The sequence below is a fragment of the Streptomyces sp. NPDC014864 genome (assembly GCF_043081525.1).
GTDB lineage: Bacteria > Actinomycetota > Actinomycetes > Streptomycetales > Streptomycetaceae > Streptomyces.
This window is the reverse complement of sequence record NZ_JBIBWT010000015.1, coordinates 38,063-55,508: the sequence shown is the minus strand read 5'-3', so window position 1 is coordinate 55,508 and position 17,446 is coordinate 38,063. Positions and strand designations below refer to the sequence as shown.

Annotated in this window: 14 protein-coding genes; 7 read left to right on the top strand and 7 right to left on the bottom strand. The window is 72.3% G+C overall.

Translation table 11 applies throughout. The features are described from left to right. The first annotated feature begins 1 nt into the window (after nt 1). From ACF1A5_RS25105 to ACF1A5_RS25085, 5 genes are all read left to right on the top strand, one after another. On the top strand, nt 2–763 hold the full coding sequence (locus ACF1A5_RS25105) for a DUF3710 domain-containing protein (RefSeq protein ID WP_392195116.1): 762 nt from the start codon (nt 2–4) through the stop codon (nt 761–763). Between the two features lie 306 nt (nt 764–1,069). Then, the gene (locus ACF1A5_RS25100) at nt 1,070–3,628 is read left to right on the top strand and encodes an ATP-binding protein (RefSeq protein ID WP_392195115.1); all 2,559 of its coding nucleotides are present in this window, start codon (nt 1,070–1,072) and stop codon (nt 3,626–3,628) included. Then, nucleotides 3,628–4,344: a response regulator gene (locus ACF1A5_RS25095; protein ID WP_392195114.1), complete on the top strand. Its 717-nt coding sequence runs from the start codon at nt 3,628–3,630 to the stop codon at nt 4,342–4,344. The genes ACF1A5_RS25100 and ACF1A5_RS25095 overlap by 1 nt, the downstream gene beginning before the upstream one ends. Before the next feature lie 74 nt (nt 4,345–4,418). Next, a complete protein-coding gene (locus ACF1A5_RS25090; RefSeq protein WP_356188189.1) occupies nt 4,419–4,817 on the top strand; it encodes an OB-fold nucleic acid binding domain-containing protein in 399 nt (132 codons plus the stop codon). 3 nt (nt 4,818–4,820) lie between these two features. Further along, nucleotides 4,821–5,588, top strand: coding sequence for a DUF3159 domain-containing protein (locus ACF1A5_RS25085; RefSeq protein WP_392195113.1), 768 nt, complete (start codon nt 4,821–4,823; stop codon nt 5,586–5,588). A gap of 81 nt (nt 5,589–5,669) precedes the next feature. Here the strand turns inward: ACF1A5_RS25085 and ACF1A5_RS25080 are convergent, their stop codons facing one another. Both ACF1A5_RS25080 and ACF1A5_RS25075 read right to left on the bottom strand, forming a co-directional pair. Beyond that, entirely contained in the window at nt 5,670–6,347 is a 678-nt protein-coding gene (locus ACF1A5_RS25080; RefSeq protein ID WP_392195112.1) for a potassium channel family protein, read from the bottom strand. Continuing rightward, nucleotides 6,347–7,018 carry a TrkA family potassium uptake protein gene (locus ACF1A5_RS25075; protein WP_356188183.1) on the bottom strand — a complete coding sequence of 224 codons (672 nt, stop codon included), beginning with the start codon at nt 7,016–7,018 and terminating at the stop codon, nt 6,347–6,349. Before ACF1A5_RS25075 ends, ACF1A5_RS25080 begins: the two co-directional genes overlap by 1 nt. 408 nt (nt 7,019–7,426) lie before the next feature. Here ACF1A5_RS25075 and ACF1A5_RS25070 point away from each other — a divergent pair, with 408 nt between their 5' ends. Both ACF1A5_RS25070 and ACF1A5_RS25065 read left to right on the top strand, forming a co-directional pair. Further along, nucleotides 7,427–9,478, top strand: coding sequence for an APC family permease (locus ACF1A5_RS25070; RefSeq protein ID WP_392195111.1), 2,052 nt, complete (start codon nt 7,427–7,429; stop codon nt 9,476–9,478). 133 nt (nt 9,479–9,611) lie between these two features. After that, on the top strand, nt 9,612–10,940 hold the full coding sequence (locus tag ACF1A5_RS25065) for a class I SAM-dependent RNA methyltransferase (RefSeq protein WP_392195110.1): 1,329 nt from the start codon (nt 9,612–9,614) through the stop codon (nt 10,938–10,940). 450 nt (nt 10,941–11,390) lie between these two features. Here ACF1A5_RS25065 and ACF1A5_RS25060 read toward each other — a convergent pair whose 3' ends face one another. The 5 genes from ACF1A5_RS25060 to ACF1A5_RS25040 form a co-directional block, all read right to left on the bottom strand. Beyond that, a complete protein-coding gene (locus tag ACF1A5_RS25060; RefSeq protein WP_392195109.1) occupies nt 11,391–12,233 on the bottom strand; it encodes a hypothetical protein in 843 nt (280 codons plus the stop codon). A gap of 119 nt (nt 12,234–12,352) precedes the next feature. Continuing rightward, a complete protein-coding gene (locus ACF1A5_RS25055; RefSeq protein ID WP_392195108.1) occupies nt 12,353–14,035 on the bottom strand; it encodes an MFS transporter in 1,683 nt (560 codons plus the stop codon). Nucleotides 14,036–14,309: 274 nt separating this feature from the next. Next, nucleotides 14,310–14,921, bottom strand: coding sequence for a lactate utilization protein C (locus ACF1A5_RS25050; protein WP_392195221.1), 612 nt, complete (start codon nt 14,919–14,921; stop codon nt 14,310–14,312). A gap of 83 nt (nt 14,922–15,004) precedes the next feature. Then, nucleotides 15,005–16,549 carry a LutB/LldF family L-lactate oxidation iron-sulfur protein gene (locus tag ACF1A5_RS25045; RefSeq protein WP_392195107.1) on the bottom strand — a complete coding sequence of 515 codons (1,545 nt, stop codon included), beginning with the start codon at nt 16,547–16,549 and terminating at the stop codon, nt 15,005–15,007. Further along, nucleotides 16,546–17,313: a (Fe-S)-binding protein gene (locus ACF1A5_RS25040; protein ID WP_392195106.1), complete on the bottom strand. Its 768-nt coding sequence runs from the start codon at nt 17,311–17,313 to the stop codon at nt 16,546–16,548. The genes ACF1A5_RS25045 and ACF1A5_RS25040 overlap by 4 nt, the downstream gene beginning before the upstream one ends. Between the last annotated feature and the right edge of the window lie 133 nt (nt 17,314–17,446).

Below are 17,446 nucleotides of genomic sequence, written 5' to 3'. Positions count from 1 at the left end.
CGTGTTCGGACGTCGCAAGAAGAAGGGTGCCGCCGAGGACGCGGCCGGCGAGGCCGAGCAGGTCGTCGACAACGTCGACACCGAGGCGGACGAAGAGGGCGAGCGCGAGCGCGTGCGGCTCGAGCCCGAGCCGCGGCCCGACGGGCCCTGGGACAGCTCCGAGGTGCGCGACCCGGCCGAGGGCCGCGTGGACCTCGGCGGTCTTCTCGTGCCGGGCGTCGACGGCATGGAGCTGCGGGTCGAGGTCGCGGGCGACGCGATCGTCGCGGCGACCGTCGTGCTCCGTGACAGCGCCATCCAGCTGCAGGCCTTCGCCGCGCCCAAGCGCGAGGGCATCTGGGGCGAGGTGCGCGAGGAGATCGGCAGCGGCATCACCCAGCAGGGTGGCATCGTGGACGAGGTCGAGGGTCCGCTCGGCTGGGAGCTGCGCGCCCAGGTCCCGGTGCAGTTGCCGGACGGCACCGGTGGCTTCCAGGTGGTGCGGTTCGTCGGGGTGGACGGCCCCCGCTGGTTCCTGCGCGGTGTGATCTCGGGTCAGGGGGCGGTGCAGCCGGAGGCGGCCGGCCTGCTGGAGTCGATCTTCCGCGACACGGTCGTGGTGCGCGGCGAGGGCCCGATGGCGCCCCGCGACCCGATCGTCCTGAAGCTGCCCAACGACGCCCAGATGGTGCCCGAGGGCGTCCAGCAGGACGAGGGCCAGTCCCGCTTCTCCGGCGGCATGGGCCAGCTGCAGCGCGGCCCGGAGATCACCGAGGTCCGCTAGCCGGGGTTCCGCGACGACGGACACCGCCTGCCGAGGGCCGCGTCCCCCACGGGGTGCGGCCCTTCGCCGTGCGCGCGTCCGCGACGACGGCGGACCGGGGGCGACCCCGGGCGGGCGGCGAGGCCTGGAGGCCCTCGGACGCCCCTGGCCGGAAGACCGCCGCGCTCCGGGGATGCGCGATGCGTCGGCGACGCGTCAGGGGTGCGTCAAGGACGTCCCCCGAGTGTCCCTTTGCCCGGTTCGGCGGCGCCGAGGGCCGTATGGTCGACGCTGCCCGGGCGGGGCGTACGGGAAGACAATGGGGCCATGGAACGCGGCAAGCTTCGGATCCACCTCGGTGCGGCACCGGGCGTCGGCAAGACCTACGCCATGCTGGCCGAGGCGCACCGCAGGGTGGAGCGGGGCACCGACTGCGTCGTCGGCTTCGTCGAGCACCACGACCGGCCGCGCACCGGCGCCATGCTGCACGGTCTGGAGCAGGTGCCGCGCCGTGAACTGGCGTACCGGGGCCGGACCTTCACCGAGATGGACGTCGACGCGGTGCTGCGCCGGGCCCCGGCGGTCGCGCTGGTGGACGAGCTGGCGCACACGAACGTCCCCGGCTCACGCAACGCCGAGCGCTGGCAGGACGTGGAGGAGCTGCTGGCGGCCGGGATCGACGTGATCTCCACGGTCGGCATCCAGCATCTGGAGTCCCTCGGCGACGTGGTCGAGTCGATCACCGGGTTGCGGCAGCGGGAGACGGTGCCGGACGAGGTGGTGCGACGGGCGGACCAGATCGAGCTGGTCGACATGTCGCCGGAGGCGCTGCGCCGGCGGATGGCGCACGGCAACATCTACCAGCCCGACAAGGTCGACGCGGCACTGGCGAACTACTTCCGGCCCGGCAACCTCACGGCCCTGCGCGAGCTGGCGCTGCTGTGGGTGGCCGACCGGGTCGACGAGTACCTGAACGAGTACCGCAGTCGGCACGAGGTCTCGACGATCTGGGGTTCGCGGGAGCGGATCGTGGTCGGTCTGACCGGCGGCCCGGAGGGGCGCACGCTGATCCGCCGGGCGGTGCGCCTGGCGGAGAAGGGCGCCGGGGGCGAGGTGATGGCCGTGTACATCGCCCGCAGCGACGGACTGACCTCGGCCTCCCCGAAGGAGCTCGCGGTCCAGCGCACCCTGGTGGAGGACCTCGGCGGGACCTTCCACCACGTGGTCGGCGACGACGTCCCCGCCGCGCTGCTCGACTTCGCGCGTGGCGCGAACGCCACCCAGATCGTCCTGGGCTCCTCCCGCCGCAAGGCCTGGCAGTACGTCCTCGGGCCCGGCGTCGGTGCGACGGTGGCCCGTGATTCGGGGCCCGACCTGGACGTGCACATCGTCACGCACGAGGAGGCCGCCAAGGGGCGCGGGCTGCCGGTGGCCCGGGGCGCGCGGCTGGGCCGGGCGCGGATCGTCTCCGGCTGGGCGGTGGGCATCGCGGGACCGGTGGTGGCGGCGCTGCTGCTGAACACCGTCCACCTGGGCCTCGCCAACGACATGCTGCTGTTCCTGGCGCTGACGGTGGCGGCGGCCCTGCTCGGCGGGCTGCTGCCGGCCCTCGCCTCGGCCGCCGTCGGATCGTTCCTGCTCAACTACTTCTACAGCCCGCCGCTGCACCGGCTCACCATCGCCGACCCCAGGAACATCGTCGCCCTCGTGGTCTTCGTCGGGGTGGCCGTGGCGGTGGCCTCGGTGGTGGACGTGGCGGCCCGCCGCACGCACCAGGCCGCCCGGCTGCGCGCCGAGGCCGAGATACTGTCCTTCCTCGCGGGCAGCGTCCTGCGCGGCGAGACCGGCCTGGAGGAGCTGCTGGAGCTGGTCCGCGAGACCTTCGCCATGGAGTCGGTGGCGCTGCTGGAGCGGCCCGGCGACGCCGACCCCTGGACCTGCGCCGGCCGGGTGGGCACGGGGACGCCGCCGCGGCGGCCGGAGGACGCGGACGTGGACGTGCCCGTCGGCGACCGCATGGCGCTGGCGCTGACCGGACGCGTGCTGCCCGCCGCCGACCGCCGGGTCCTCGCCGCCTTCGCCGCCCAGGCCGTCGTCGTGCTGGACCGCCGGCGCCTCCAGGAGGAGGCAGACCGCGCCCGCGCCCTCGCCGAGGGCAACCGCATCCGCACCGCGCTGCTCGCCGCCGTCAGCCACGACCTGCGCACCCCGCTCGCGGGGATCAAGGCGGCCGTCTCCTCGCTGCGGTCCGAGGACGTCGAGTGGTCCGAGGAGGACCGGGCCGAGCTGCTCGAGGGCATCGAGGAGGGCGCCGACCGGCTCGACCACCTCGTGGGCAACCTGCTGGACATGTCCCGGCTGCAGACCGGCACCGTCACCCCGCTGATCCGCGAGATCGACCTCGACGAGGTGGTGCCGATGGCGCTGGGCGGGGTGCCGGAGGGCAGCGTGGAGATGGACGTCCCGGAGTCCCTGCCCATGGTCCGGGTGGACCCGGGGCTGCTGGAGCGGTCGGTGGCCAACCTGGTCGAGAACGCCGTGAAGTACAGTCCGCCGGGCGGGCCCGTCCTCGTGTCGGCCAGCGCCCTCGCCGACCGGGTCGAGGTGCGGGTCGTGGACCGCGGGCCGGGCGTCCCGGACGCGGCCAAGGAGCGTATCTTCGAGCCCTTCCAGCGCTACGGCGACGCCCCGCGCGGCGCGGGCGTCGGCCTGGGCCTCGCGGTGGCGCGCGGCTTCGCCGAGGCGATGGGTGGCACGCTCACCGCCGACGACACACCCGGCGGCGGCCTCACCATGGTCCTCGGCCTCCGCGCGGCCGACGCGCGCCCCGGGCCGGACGCCCCGCGGCGGACGGCGAGCCCCGTACTCACCGAAAGGCAGGTCTGATGCCGAGCCCGACCGGGGGGACCCCACGGACCCCCACGCGCGTCCTGGTGATCGACGACGAACCGCAGATCGTGCGGGCCCTCGTGATCAACCTCAGGGCGCGCGAGTACGAGGTCGACGCGGCCGTCGACGGCAGGACCGCCCTCGACCTGGCCGCCTCCCGCCACCCCGACGTGGTGGTCCTCGACCTCGGCCTGCCGGACATGGACGGCGTCGAGGTGATCCGGGGCCTGCGCGGCTGGACCCGGGTGCCGATCCTGGTGCTGTCCGCCCGGCACTCCTCCGACGAGAAGGTCCAGGCGCTGGACGCGGGCGCCGACGACTACGTCACCAAGCCCTTCGGCATGGACGAGCTGCTGGCCCGGCTGCGTGCCGCCGTCCGCCGCGCCGAGCCCACCGGGGGCGGGGAGGACGACGTGACGGTGGAGACGGACGAGTTCACCGTCGACCTGGCCGCGAAGAAGGTCCACCGGGCCGGCCGGGACGTGCGGCTGACCCCGACCGAGTGGCACCTGCTGGAGGTGCTGGTGCGCAACACCGGGCGCCTGGTCGGCCAGAAGCAGCTGCTGCGGGAGGTCTGGGGGCCGTCGTACGGGACGGAGACGAACTACCTGCGCGTCTACATGGCCCAGTTGCGCCGGAAGCTGGAGGCCGACCCGTCGCATCCCCGGCACTTCATCACGGAGCCGGGGATGGGATACCGCTTCGAGAAGTGAGGTCCGCGGACGCCCGTCCGGGTGACGGCCCCTGCGGCTGCGAAGGCCGCGGTGCACCCCGGTACGCTTCAGATATGAGTGCTGTTCCTCGTTCCGAAAAGCCGGTGGGCCGGTTCCGGCGCATGCTCGACCGGCTCTCCTCGTCGCAGGAGGACCTGGAGTCCGAGGAACTGCGGGAGGACGCCGCGACCGCGGGCTGCACCCGTATCGGCGACTGCCACGACCGCCAGATCGTCACGGTAACTGGTACCTTGCGCACGGTCACCCTGCGTCCGCGCGCCGGAGTCCCGGCCCTGGAGGCCGAGCTGTTCGACGGCTCCGCGGCCCTGGACGTGGTGTGGCTCGGCAGGCGCTCCATCGTGGGGATAGAACCGGGGCGCAAGCTGATCGCATCGGGCCGGATCTCCATGAGCCGGGGCCGCCGGGTGCTCTTCAACCCGAAGTACGAACTGCGACCCCTCGGACGGGAGTAGCCGGTGACCTCACTCGACAAGCCGACCGAAGACCCCCAGGCGAAGGCGGACGACGCCCGGGCGGTGACGGAGGCCGCGCTGTTCGAGGCGTTCGGCGGCGTGCGGGGCATGGTCGAGACGGTGCTGCCCGGCCTCCTCTTCGTCACGATCTTCACCATCGACAAGGACCTGCACTGGTCGGCGATCGCCGCGCTGGCCGTGTCGCTGGTGCTGGTCGTCGTCCGGCTGGCGATGCGGGACACCGTCAAGCACGCCTTCAGCGGCGTCTTCGGCGTCGCCTTCGGTGTCGTCTTCGCGATGATGACCGGCAACGCCAAGGACTTCTACCTGCCGGGCATGCTCTACACGCTGGGCCTGGCGCTGGCGTACATCGTCTCCACGCTCGCGGGCGTGCCGCTGATCGGCCTGATCCTGGGCCCGGTCTTCAAGGAGAACCTCTCCTGGCGCACCCGGAACCCGGGCCGCAAGAAGGCGTACGCCAAGGCCAGCTGGGCCTGGGGCCTGATCCTGCTCGCCAAGTGCGCGATCCTCTTCCCGCTGTACTGGTGGGCCGACACCACGCAGCTCGGCTGGGTCCTGATCGCCCTGAAGATCCCGCCCTTCCTGCTGGCGGTCTGGCTGACCTGGCTGTTCCTCGCCAAGGCGCCCGCGCCCATCGACGTCTTCGCCGAGATGGAGGCCGAGGAGAAGGCCGAGCAGGAGCGCGAGGCCGCCCTGGCGCGGGAGCGCGGAGAGGCCCCGAACGGCGGCCGCCACCGCCGCGAGGCCTGAGTCTTCTCCCTACAGCCCGTACGACCCGAGGGGCGCCCGGAATCCACCGGGCGCCCCTCGTCGTCGTACGACCGGGAAGGCTCAGTCCTCCGTGTCCGCCCGGCGCACCGACAGCAGGTCCTCCAGCTGCTCCTCGCGGGCCTGCGCGGCCACGAACAGCAGCTCGTCGCCCGCCTCCAGGGAGTCCTCCTGGGAGGGCGTCAGGACGCGGGTGCCGCGGATGATCGTGACCAGGGAGGTGTCCTGCGGCCACTCGACGTCGCCGACCTGGGTGCCCGCCAGGGCGGACTCCTCCGGCAGGGTCAGCTCGACGAGGTTGGCGTCGCCGTGGCTGAAGCGGAGCAGACGGACCAGGTCGCCGACGCTCACCGCCTCCTCCACCAGGGCGGACATGAGACGCGGGGTCGACACGGCGACGTCCACGCCCCACGACTCGTTGAACAGCCACTCGTTCTTCGGGTTGTTCACGCGGGCCACCACCCGCGGCACGCCGTACTCCGTCTTCGCGAGCAGGGAGACGACCAGGTTCACCTTGTCGTCGCCCGTCGCGGCGATCACGACGTTGCAGCGCTGCAGCGCGGCCTCGTCCAGGGAGGTGATCTCGCAGGCGTCGGCGAGCAGCCACTCGGCCTGCGGGACGCGCTCGACCGAGATGGCGGTCGGCGCCTTGTCGATGAGAAGGACCTCGTGGCCGTTCTCCAGCAGCTCGCCCGCGATCGAGCGACCGACCGCGCCGGCACCGGCAATGGCGACCCTCATCAGTGACCGCTCTCCTCTTCGGGGCCCTCGGCGAACGCCGCCTCGACCTTGTCCACGTCGTCCGTCCGCATCATCACGTGCACGAGGTCGCCCTCCTGCAGCACCGTCTGCGAGGTCGGCAGGATCGCCTCGCCGAGGCGGGTCAGGAACGCCACGCGGACGCCCGTCTCCTCCTGCAGCCTGCTGATCTTGTGCCCGACCCACGTCGGCGCGGCGTGCACCTCGGCGAGCTGGACGCCGCCGGTGGGGTCGCGCCACAGCGGCTCGGCGCCCGAGGGCAGCAGCCGGCGCAGCATCTGGTCGGCCGTCCAGCGGACCGTGGCCACGGTCGGGATGCCCAGACGCTGGTAGACCTCGGCACGGCGGGGGTCGTAGATGCGGGCGGCGACGTTCTGCACGCCGAACATCTCGCGGGCCACGCGGGCGGAGATGATGTTCGAGTTGTCGCCGCTGGAGACGGCCGCGAAGGCCCCGGCCTCCTCGATGCCCGCCTCGCGCAGGGTGTCCTGGTCGAAGCCGATTCCGGTGACCCGGCGGCCGCCGAACCCGGGACCCAGCCGACGGAAGGCGGTGGGGTCCTGGTCGATCACGGCGACCGTGTGCCCCTGTTGCTCCAGGGTCTGGGCGAGAGCGGAACCCACTCTCCCGCAGCCCATGATGACGATGTGCACGCCCGTCCTTCCGGTGTCAATAGCCACTGCTCAGCCCCATCAGGGTCTCAGACAGAGGGACAAGCTACACATGCGCGGTGCGGGGTGGGCACCCCCCTGTCACATGCCGGGCGGTTCGCGGGCACGGGACACCCCGTTCGGCTTCGCACGGGGGCCGCCGGGTGATGCTGCGCACGCCGCACAGGGTGAGGAATCCGAGGCCCATCAGGGCGGTACCGGCGCCGAGGAGCTCCGCGGTCGCGGGCATGGAACCTCCGGAGGTCGGCGGCCGGCAGGCTTCGCCATCCAGGCACGGCAGCCGCGTCACCTGCGGAATCCGTGGCAATTCCGCTCGCCGAGTTCACCCGTGAGGCAGATCTCGGGTGGCGGGTGGGCGACCTCCTGTTCGAAGCCCTACGATCCTCTGTTGTGTCCAAACTGACCGACGTGCCCAAGCGGATCCTGATCGGGCGCGCACTGCGCAGCGACCGGCTGGGGGAAACGCTCCTGCCGAAGCGCATTGCCCTGCCCGTCTTCGCCTCCGACCCGCTGTCCTCCGTGGCGTACGCACCCGGCGAGGTTCTGCTGGTCCTGTCCATCGCGGGCGTGTCGGCGTACCACTTCAGCCCCTGGATCGCGGTCGCGGTCGTCGTGCTGATGTTCACCGTGGTCGCCTCCTACCGGCAGAACGTCCACGCCTACCCGAGCGGCGGCGGCGACTACGAGGTCGCGACCACCAACCTCGGCCCCAAGGCGGGCCTGACGGTCGCCAGCGCCCTGCTCGTCGACTACGTCCTCACCGTCGCCGTCTCCATCTCCTCCGGCATCGAGAACCTCGGCTCCGCGGTCCCCTTCGTCGTCGAGCACAAGGTGCTCTGCGCGAGCGCCGTGATCGTCCTGCTGACGCTGATGAACCTGCGCGGCGTGAAGGAGTCCGGCAAGCTCTTCGCGATCCCGACGTACGTCTTCGTCGGTGGCGTCTTCATCATGATCGCGTGGGGTGCGTTCCGCGGGCTCGTCCTCGGCGACACCATGCACGCGCCGACGGCCGGCTTCCACATCAAGGCCGAGCACCAGGGCCTGGCCGGCTTCGCCCTGGTCTTCCTGCTGCTGCGCGCCTTCTCCTCCGGCTGTGCCGCGCTCACCGGTGTCGAGGCGATCTCCAACGGCGTCCCGGCCTTCCGCAAGCCCAAGTCGAAGAACGCGGCGACCACGCTGGCGATGATGGGCCTGCTGGCCGTGACGATGTTCTGCGGCATCATCGCGCTGGCCATGAGCACCAATGTGCGCATGGCCGAGAACCCGGCCACCGACCTCATCCGCAACGGGGTGCCGATCGGCCCGGGATACGTCCAGAATCCGGTGATCTCCCAGGTCGCCGAGGCGGTGTTCGGCAAGGGCAGCTTCCTGTTCGTCGTGCTCGCCGCGGCCACCGCCCTGGTCCTCTTCCTCGCGGCCAACACCGCGTACAACGGCTTCCCGCTGCTCGGCTCCATCCTCGCCCAGGACCGCTACCTGCCCCGCCAGCTGCACACCCGCGGCGACCGCCTGGCCTTCTCCAACGGCATCGTGCTCCTCGCGGGCACCGCCGCCCTGCTGGTGGTCATCTACGGCGCGGACTCGACCCGGCTGATCCAGCTGTACATCGTCGGCGTGTTCGTGTCCTTCACGCTCAGCCAGACCGGCATGGTCCGGCACTGGAACCGCCACCTGGCCACCGAGAAGGACCCGGCCAAGCGCAGCCACATGATCCGCTCCCGCGCGATCAACGCCTTCGGCGCCTTCTTCACCGGCCTGGTGCTGGTCGTCGTCCTGGTCACCAAGTTCACCCACGGCGCCTGGGTCGCCCTGCTCGGCATGTGCATCTTCTACGCGACGATGACGGCGATCCGTAAGCACTACGACCGGGTGGCCGAGGAGATCGCGGCGCCCGAGGGCCCGAGCGACGACAGCGTACGGCCGTCGCGCGTCCACTCCGTCGTGCTGATCTCCAAGATCCACCGCCCCACCCTGCGTGCCCTGGCCTACGCCAAGCTGATGCGCTCGGACACCCTGGAGGCGCTCACCGTCAACGTGGATCCGGCGGAGACCAAGGCGCTGCGGGAGGAGTGGGAGCGGCGGGGCATCCAGGTCCCGCTGAAGGTGCTCGACTCGCCCTACCGCGAGATCACCCGGCCGATCATCGAGTACGTCAAGAGCCTGCGCAAGGAGTCACCGCGCGACGCCGTCTCGGTGATCATCCCCGAGTACGTGGTCGGCCACTGGTACGAGCACCTGCTGCACAACCAGAGCGCGCTGCGCCTGAAGGGCCGGCTGCTGTTCACACCCGGCGTGATGGTGACCTCCGTGCCCTACCAGCTGGCCTCCTCCGAGGCGGCGAAGCTGCGCGCCCGCAAGCGCCAGGAGTGGAACGCCCCGGGCTCGGTGCGTCGCGGTCCGGCACAGGAGCGTCCGAAGGAGTCCTCGGCGACCAAGGGCTGAGCCGGTGCGGCGCTCGAGGCCGCCCGCGCGCTGCGCCCGCACCACGCCCGTGGTGAACGGCCGGACGGCACCCACGTAGACTGGTGGGCTGTTGTCCGGCCGTTCCCGCTTCCCGATCTGGAGTCACCCCGCCATGCAGGCAGAACCGAAGAAGTCGCTGGTGGGGGAGGAGTACGAGGTCGAGGTCGGCCCCGTCGCCCACGGCGGGCACTGCATCGCCCGCACCTCGGAGGGCCAGGTGCTGTTCGTTCGGCACGCGCTGCCGGGTGAGCGGGTCGTGGCGCGGGTGACGGAGGGCGAGGAGGGGGCCCGGTTCCTGCGCGCGGACGCCGTGGGCGTGCTGTCCGCTTCCAAGGACCGCATCGACCCGCCCTGCCCCTACGCCGGCCCCGGCCGCTGCGGCGGCTGCGACTGGCAGCACGCCAGGCCGGGCGCCCAGCGGCGGCTGAAGGGCGAGGTGATCGCCGAGCAGTTGCAGCGGCTCGCGGGCCTCACGCCCGAGGAGGCCGGCTGGGACGGCACGGTGATGCCGGCCGAGGGCGACAAGCTCCCGGCGGGCGAGGTCCCGCAGTGGCGCACGCGCGTGCAGTACGCGGTGGATCCGGGCGGTCGGGCGGGGCTGCGCCGCCACCGCTCGCACGAGGTCGAGCCGATCGAGCACTGCATGATCGCCGCCCCGGGCGTCAGCGAACTGGGCATCGAGAAGCGCGACTGGACGGGCATGGACTCCGTCGAGGCGATCGCGGCGACCGGCTCGCAGGACCGCCAGGTGATCCTCACCCCGAAGCCGGGCGCGCGGCTGCCGCTGGTGGAGCTGGACCGTCCGGTCTCGGTGCTGCGGGTGGACGAGCGGAACGGCGCGATCCACCGGGTGCACGGCCGCCCCTTCGTCCGCGAACGCGCCGACGGCCGCACCTACCGGGTCGGCGCCGGCGGCTTCTGGCAGGTCCACCCGATGGCGGCGGACACCCTGGTGAAGGCGGTCATGCAGGGCCTGCTGCCGCGCAAGGGCGAGATGGCGCTGGACCTCTACTGCGGCGCGGGCCTCTTCGCGGGCGCGCTGGCCGACCGGGTCGGCGAGAAGGGCGCGGTGCTCGGCATCGAGTCCGGCAAGCGCGCCGTGGAGGACGCCCGGCACAACCTCGCCGAATTCCCCCGCGTCCGCATCGAGCAGGGCAAGGTCGAGTCGGTCCTGCCCCGCACCGGCATCACCGAGGTCGACCTGATCGTCCTGGACCCGCCCCGCGCGGGCGCGGGCCGCTCGACGGTCGCCCACCTCTCGGCCCTCGGCGCCCGCCGCGTCGCCTACGTCGCCTGCGACCCGGCCGCGCTGGCCCGCGACCTGGCGTACTTCCGCGAGGGCGGATACCGGGTGCGGACACTGCGGGCGTTCGACCTGTTCCCGATGACGCATCACGTGGAGTGCGTGGCGATTCTGGAGCCGGCTGCGAAGGGTATCTGACCTGCGGGGCACTCCACGGCACGGTCCGCCACGGACGTGCTCGGGGTGCCGTCCCTTCCGGACGAGGTCACGACTCGTACCGGAGGACCCCGTCGAGGCCGTCCTCGGCGGTGGTCCGGGTCATGACGTTCCCGTCCAGGAAGTGGACGCCTGTGCGGGTCGGTGAGGAAGAGCCGAAGGCGGCCGTGGTCGTCTGGCGTTGCAGGCGAGGTCGCCGCGGACGCTGAAGCGGGCGACCGGGACGCCCGGGAACGCGGTTGTTCAGCGTCCGGGGCTGTGACCGGACGCAGGTCCCGAGAGGCAACAACGCGACCATGGTGATCACCGCGGTACTGAACGGGCGGCAGTTGCCCCCAGCCACCGACAGGCGAACACTCTGGTGGCCGGTCTTCGACGGCGCGGCCAGGCTGTGCGCGGTGCGGAGGCCGAACTGACTCTCCTGCCGCGTGGTCACGGTGCAGCGGGCCGCGACTCGTAGTGCAGGGTGTGGAAGCGGCCGTTCTCCTCGCGCCCCGCGGGGTCGCGGCCCAGCGCGCGCACCGCCTCGATCGCGAAGCGCTTTTCGCGCTCGTCGGTGAAGAGGCGCTGGGGGTAGGTGCGGGAGGCGTCCACGGTGGTGCTCAGGCCGCGGGCGGCCAGGGCGCGGGCGATCGGCTGGTACGACACCGTCCGCAGCACGAAGGCGCTGACCCACACCGGCCTGCGGGCGCCGTCCAGCAGTGCCGTGAAGGTTCGCTCGGTGATGTAGCTGCCGCCGCCGGTCAACGTGATGAGGCCGACCTCGGCGAGCGCGCCGCGCAGGAGGGGGCCGGGGGAGGCCCGTTCCAGATCGTCGGAGAAGGCGGCGTCCAGCAGGCCCACCTCCAGCGCGTACCGCACGGCGGGGGTTGCGACGTCCAGCCCGAACACCGGCACCGCGTCCGGGCGGCGCCGGGCGGCGTAGAAGGCCTTGTCCGATGCCGTCAGTTCCGCCGTCGACAACGCCCGGCTGTCGGGGGAGGTGTACCGCTCGTACATCTCGGCCAGCGTCACGTCGTGGTTGAGCAGCGCGGCGTTGATCCCGTAGGAGCAGCACACGTCCAGCACCGCCGGCCCTGAGGTGCGGGCGTCGTCGAGCGCGGTCCGCTCGGCGGCGGCCTGCCGGAAGACCGGCTGGGCGTGGTGCGGGATCTCGTACTCCAGCGGCGCCAGCCGGGTGAAGTAGGCGCGGGGGTCCGGACGGCCGTAGATGTCGTCGAACCGTGCCTTGCCGCCCGCCGCGCCCTCGGTACCGCCGGAGCCGGGCTCGGCCATGCCGTACTCCTTCTCGCGCGTGGTATCCGTACCTCCATCATGTCTCGCCCTCTATGTCCCGGTATGCCTGCCACACCGCGGGCTCGGCCGAGCGATCCACGACCCCGGTGGACGCCGGGCTACGTCGAAGGCGCCTCGTGTTCCGGGCCGGTGGCCCTCGTCGTCCCGGCGGGGACGGGGAGACGGAGCGCCATCAGCCAGCCGGCGAGGGCCAGGGCGGCCATCCCGGTGGCCGACACGGTCAGCGCCTGCTCCCTGGCACGTGCGTTGATCCGTACCAGCGCGTCGCTCTCGGCGCCGGTGATGCCCCGCGACGCCAGCTTCGCCCGCACGGCGTCGTCGGACACCGCGGTGATCTGGACCTGCTGCTCCAGCGTCCGCGTCACCCACTCCTTCTGGGCGATGGTGAGGACGCTGCTGTCATTCACCCCGGCCTCGAACGTGTACAGCAGCGCCGTGGTCATCAGGGCACCGGCGAGCGCGACGCCGAAGGAGCTCCCGAGGTAGCCGGCCGTGTAGAAGAGCCCTGTCACATCGCTCAGCTCGTCCCGTTCCGGCGCCGACTGGACGAGGTCGGTGAGTGTCGTGGCCATGCCCCGGCCGAGCCCGATGACGAGAATGCCCGGCACGAGGGCGAGGCCCACGGCCGCCACTCCCTGCGCGCGCGGACTGAACAGGACGGCGACCGCGCCGCAGCCGACGGCCATGCAGACGAACGCCCCCATCGCGGCGGCGCGGTGGGTCATCCTGCCCCGCCCGACGCGCCGGGCGGTCGGCGGGGCGGCCACCATCAGCCCCAGTGCGATCGGGAGCAGCACGATCCCGCAGTACAGCGCTCCGAATCCGAAGGCCGTCTGCAGGAAGACCGGCACCAGGAAGAGCACGCCGTTGGGCACCAGGATCAGCATCAGCTGAGTGGAGATCCCGGTCCGGACGGTGCGGTTCCGCAGCACCGTCACACGGACCAGCGGATCCCTTCCGCTCCTGACGAGACGCAGTTCCCATCCGGCGAAGGCGGCCAGAACGGCCAGGCCCAGGCCCGCGAGGAGGGGAACGGGTGACAGGCCGCCACGCTCCAGCAGGGTGTGGCCGAGCACCACGAAATCCTGCCGGGCCCTGAGCAGGCCGTACTGCCCCGAGAGCAGGGCCGCGACGACGAGCAGAACCAGTCCGGTCGTGGACACCAGCACCCCGCGGACGTCGAAGCCCCGCCCGGGGCGTCCCGGGAAGGCCCCGGCATCGACCGTACGCCGTACGAGCCATGTCACGGCCAGGGTGATCACGGCCCCCAGGAGGAACGACACGCGCCAGGTCAGGAAGTCGGTGATCAGGCCCCCCAGGACCGGACCGGCTGCCGCACCGACTCCGGACGTCATGGCCAGCAGCGACAGCGCCTTGGTCCGCACGGCCCCGGCGAAGGTCCGGGTGAGCATCGCCATCAGCGCCGGAAGCATCAGTGCGACCCCGACCCCCTGGAGCACGGACCAGCCGAGCATCATGAACGGCAGGCTCGGGGCGAAGGCGGTGATCAGTGCCCCCAGGACGAAGACGCCGCCGCCGAGGGCGAACGTCCGCCGGTACCCGTGGCGGGTACCGAGCTTGCTGGCGCTGATCGTGAACGCGGCGACCACCAGGGCGTACAGCGAGATCGCCGACTGCACGCCGGTCAGCGTGGTGTGCAGGTCCCCGACGAGCGCCGACAGGGCCACGTTCATGGCGGTGGCGGTGTAGCCCATCAGCAGGTTCTCGGCGGCGAGGAGGAGGAACAGGGTCCGGGCGGCCGACGACGTGTCCCCTCCCACCGGTCCCCCGAACCGCCGCGCTCCGTTTCGCCCTTGCACGAATGCGTCCTGCCGTTCGATCGCTCCACCCCGGGCAGGCCCGCTGCCGCCGGGGCCGGCCTCTGTCTCCGGCCCCCGGTTCAGACTGCACGCAGTGCGCGGCGCACGCTTGCGGGACGCGCCCACACAGACCCGAGCGGGCGACACGGGCCGCCGCCCGGCCCTCGCCGCCGCGGCGCCCCGCTTCGCCCCGCCCCGGTCACGCGTCGGTACGGCGGCCCGCCCCGCCCCGGGGTCACGCGTCGGTGCGGATGATCACGTCCAGGGTGCGGGGGCCGTGCACGCCCTCCACCCGTTCGAGTTCGATGTCGGACGTGGCCGACGGGCCGCTGATCAGCGTCGTCGGCCGGGTCGGCACCAGGCGGGCCAGCGCCTCCGGCACGCCTGCCTCGACGGTCGACAGGTCCACGACGCACACATGGAGGTCGGGGACGAGGGAGAGGGCGCGGCGGCCCTGCGCGGCCGAGCCGTCCAGGAAGATCGTCCCGGTCTCGGCGCAGCTGACCGCCGACGCCGTGACGACGCCGTCGAGCGCGTCGAGGCGGGGCGCGGGCACGTCCGGCGAGTCGATGTGGACGGTGCCGTCGAAGCCCGCGAGCCAGGCCGGGTCGAGGCCGGCGGGGACGCCGACCGTCCGCGCGCCGCGCTCACGCAGGACGCGAGCGACCGTCGCCGCGGTGTCGGCGGTGACACAGGTGTGGACCCCGGCGCGGTAGTCGACGAGCCGGTCGACGAAGAGGTCGAGGCGCTCGGCGGCGGGCAGCGCGCGGCCGGTGCGGTAGGCGCGTTCGACGGTGACGGGCGGCTGGGGGGCGAGGGCCAGAGCGTCCCTGACCCGGCCGAGCACGACGTCCCGTGCGGACGCTCCCCGCGGGGCGGTCCGCGCGGCCCCGGCCGCCCCGGTGTTCCCGGTGTTCTTCCTCGTGGTGCTCAACGTCCGTCACCTTCCTCGCCGTGCCGGCCGGATGCGGCGGCCTCCTCGGCGCGCAGCGCCCGCTGCCCCTCCGCCGAGGAGAACCAGTCGCGGAACGTCTGCTTCGGCGGCGCCGCGATGTCCCGGCTGTCGCTCCAGCCGTCGAACGGCTTCGGCAGTTTCGTGATCCTGCTGTCGCGTCCGGCGACGACCCGGCCGAGCCCGGCGGCCTTCTGCGCGGTGGTGTACAGGCCGGGCCGCGCCATGACCGCGGCCGCCGCCCTCATGGCGAGCTTCTCGGCGGTGGTGCCGGACTGCTCGGTGTGCTGGTGGCGCAGCTCCACGAGCAGCGACGGGATGTCGATCTTCACGGGGCAGGCGTCGAAGCACGCGCCGCAGAGGGTGGAGGCGTAGGGCAGCGAGGAGTTGGGGTCGTTCTTCGCCTCGTGCATGCCGGCGAGCTGCGGGGTGAGGACGGCGCCGATGGGGCCGGGATAGGTGGAGCCGTAGGCGTGGCCGCCCGCACGCTCGTAGACCGGGCAGACGTTGAGACAGGCCGAGCAGCGGATGCAGTTGAGGGCCTCGCGGCCGATGGCGTCGGCGAGGGCGGCGGTGCGGCCGTTGTCCAGGAGGACGAGGTGGAAGTCCCGTGGGCCGTCCCCCTCGGTCACGCCCGTCCACAGCGAGGTGTACGGGTTCATGCGCTCGCCGGTGGAGGAGCGGGGCAGGAGCTGGAAGAAGACCTCCAGGTCCTGGTAGCGGGGCAGGACCTTCTCGATGCCCATGACGGTGATGAGTGTCTCCGGCAGGGTCAGGCACATGCGGCCGTTGCCCTCGGACTCGACGACCGACAGGGTGCCGGTCTCGGCGACGCCGAAGTTGGCGCCCGAGACGGCGACCTTCGCCGTCATGAACTTCTCGCGCAGATAGGCGCGCGCCGCGGCGGCGAGGTGCGCGGGGACGGAGTCGAGCCCGGCGTCGACGCCGGGGATCCGTTCGAGGAAGATCTCGCGGATCTCCTCGCGGTTGCGGTGGATGGCCGGGACGAGGATGTGGGACGGCTTGTCGTGGGCGAGCTGCACGATCAGCTCGGCGAGGTCCGTCTCGTGGGCGGTGATGCCCTGGCTCTCCAGGTGTTCGTTGAGGCCGATCTCCTGGGTCGCCATCGACTTGACCTTGATGACCTCGTCGCTGCCGGTCGCGGCGACCAGACGTGTGACGATCGCGTTGGCCTCCGCGGCGTCGCGGGCCCAGTGGACGGTGCCGCCGGCCGCGGTGACCTTCGCCTCCAGCTGTTCGAGCAGCTCGGGCAGGCGGTTCATGGTGTCGGTCTTGATCCGGGAGCCGGCCGTGCGCAGCGCCTCCCAGTCGGGCAGCTCGGTGGTGACGGCCAGACGCTTGCCGCGGATGGTGTGGGTGGCGTTGCGGAGGTTGCGGCGCAGCTGCTGGTCGCGCAGCTCACCGCGGGCGGCCTCGGGGAACTTCGCGTCGCCCCGCAGATTGCCCTCGCCGTACGGGGCGCGCGGCGGGGCGGCGGGCATACCGAGAAACGTGCTGCTCATCGGGCGGCCTCCGGGAGGACGTACGGCGCGGTGCGGGTGGCGGCGAGGATCTGCGCGAGGTGCAGGGTGCGGGTGCCCGAGGCGATGCGGGACAGCCCGCCGCCGATGTGCATCAGGCACGAGGAGTCACCGGCGGTGCAGACGTCGGCGCCGGTGGAGGTCACGTTCGCGACCTTGTCGTGGAGCATGGCGGAGGACGTGTCGGCGTTCTTGAGGGCGAACGTGCCGCCGAATCCGCAGCAGGAGTCCGCTTCGGGCAGCTCGACGAGTTCGATGCCCTCGACGGCGCGCAGGAGCCGGAGCGGCTTGTCGCCCACGCGCAGCATCCGCAGGGAGTGGCAGGTGGGGTGGTAGGTGACGCGGTGCGGGAAGTACGCGCCCACGTCCACGGTGCCGAGGACGTCGACGAGCAGTTCCGACAGTTCGTACGTCTTCGCCCTGACCGCGGCGACCCCTGAGCGCAGCGCCGCGTCGCCGTACCGCTCGGCGATCAGCGCGTGCTGGTGGCGCACGGAGCCGGCGCAGGACCCGGAGGGCATGACGACGGCGTCGATGGAGCCGTCACCGAACTGCTCGGCGAAGGCGCGCACCAGCGGGACGGGTTCGCGCTGGTAGCCGGTGTTGACGTGCATCTGGCCGCAGCAGGTCTGCCCCGGCGGGAACACCAGCTCGTGGCCGAGGCGGGTCAGCAGCCGGGCCGTGGACTTCACCGCGTCGGGGAAGAGCGTGTCCCCCAGGCAGGTGGCGAAGAGTCCGATACGCATGGGAGGACCTCCACGATCTCTGTATGGTCCGACCATAGCATCATCGGACCCAGGGTCGGAGGGTCGAGATTTCGCACGAAGGACGGAGCGCAATTTGGTCCGACCTTATTGACATGCGACATCTCCAATGCGC

What these genes read in the sequence shown, in the direction of transcription:
- ACF1A5_RS25100 (WP_392195115.1), top strand. Translation starts at nt 1,070, where the DNA reads ATGGAACGCGGCAAGCTTCGGATCCACCTCGGTGCGGCACCGGGCGTC.
- ACF1A5_RS25095 (WP_392195114.1), top strand. Translation starts at nt 3,628, where the DNA reads ATGCCGAGCCCGACCGGGGGGACCCCACGGACCCCCACGCGCGTCCTG.
- ACF1A5_RS25090 (WP_356188189.1), top strand. Translation starts at nt 4,419, where the DNA reads ATGAGTGCTGTTCCTCGTTCCGAAAAGCCGGTGGGCCGGTTCCGGCGC.
- ACF1A5_RS25080 (WP_392195112.1), bottom strand. Translation starts at nt 6,347, where the DNA reads ATGAGGGTCGCCATTGCCGGTGCCGGCGCGGTCGGTCGCTCGATCGCG.
- ACF1A5_RS25065 (WP_392195110.1), top strand. Translation starts at nt 9,612, where the DNA reads ATGCAGGCAGAACCGAAGAAGTCGCTGGTGGGGGAGGAGTACGAGGTC.
- ACF1A5_RS25060 (WP_392195109.1), bottom strand. Translation starts at nt 12,233, where the DNA reads ATGGCCGAGCCCGGCTCCGGCGGTACCGAGGGCGCGGCGGGCGGCAAG.
- ACF1A5_RS25045 (WP_392195107.1), bottom strand. Translation starts at nt 16,549, where the DNA reads ATGAGCAGCACGTTTCTCGGTATGCCCGCCGCCCCGCCGCGCGCCCCG.
- ACF1A5_RS25040 (WP_392195106.1), bottom strand. Translation starts at nt 17,313, where the DNA reads ATGCGTATCGGACTCTTCGCCACCTGCCTGGGGGACACGCTCTTCCCC.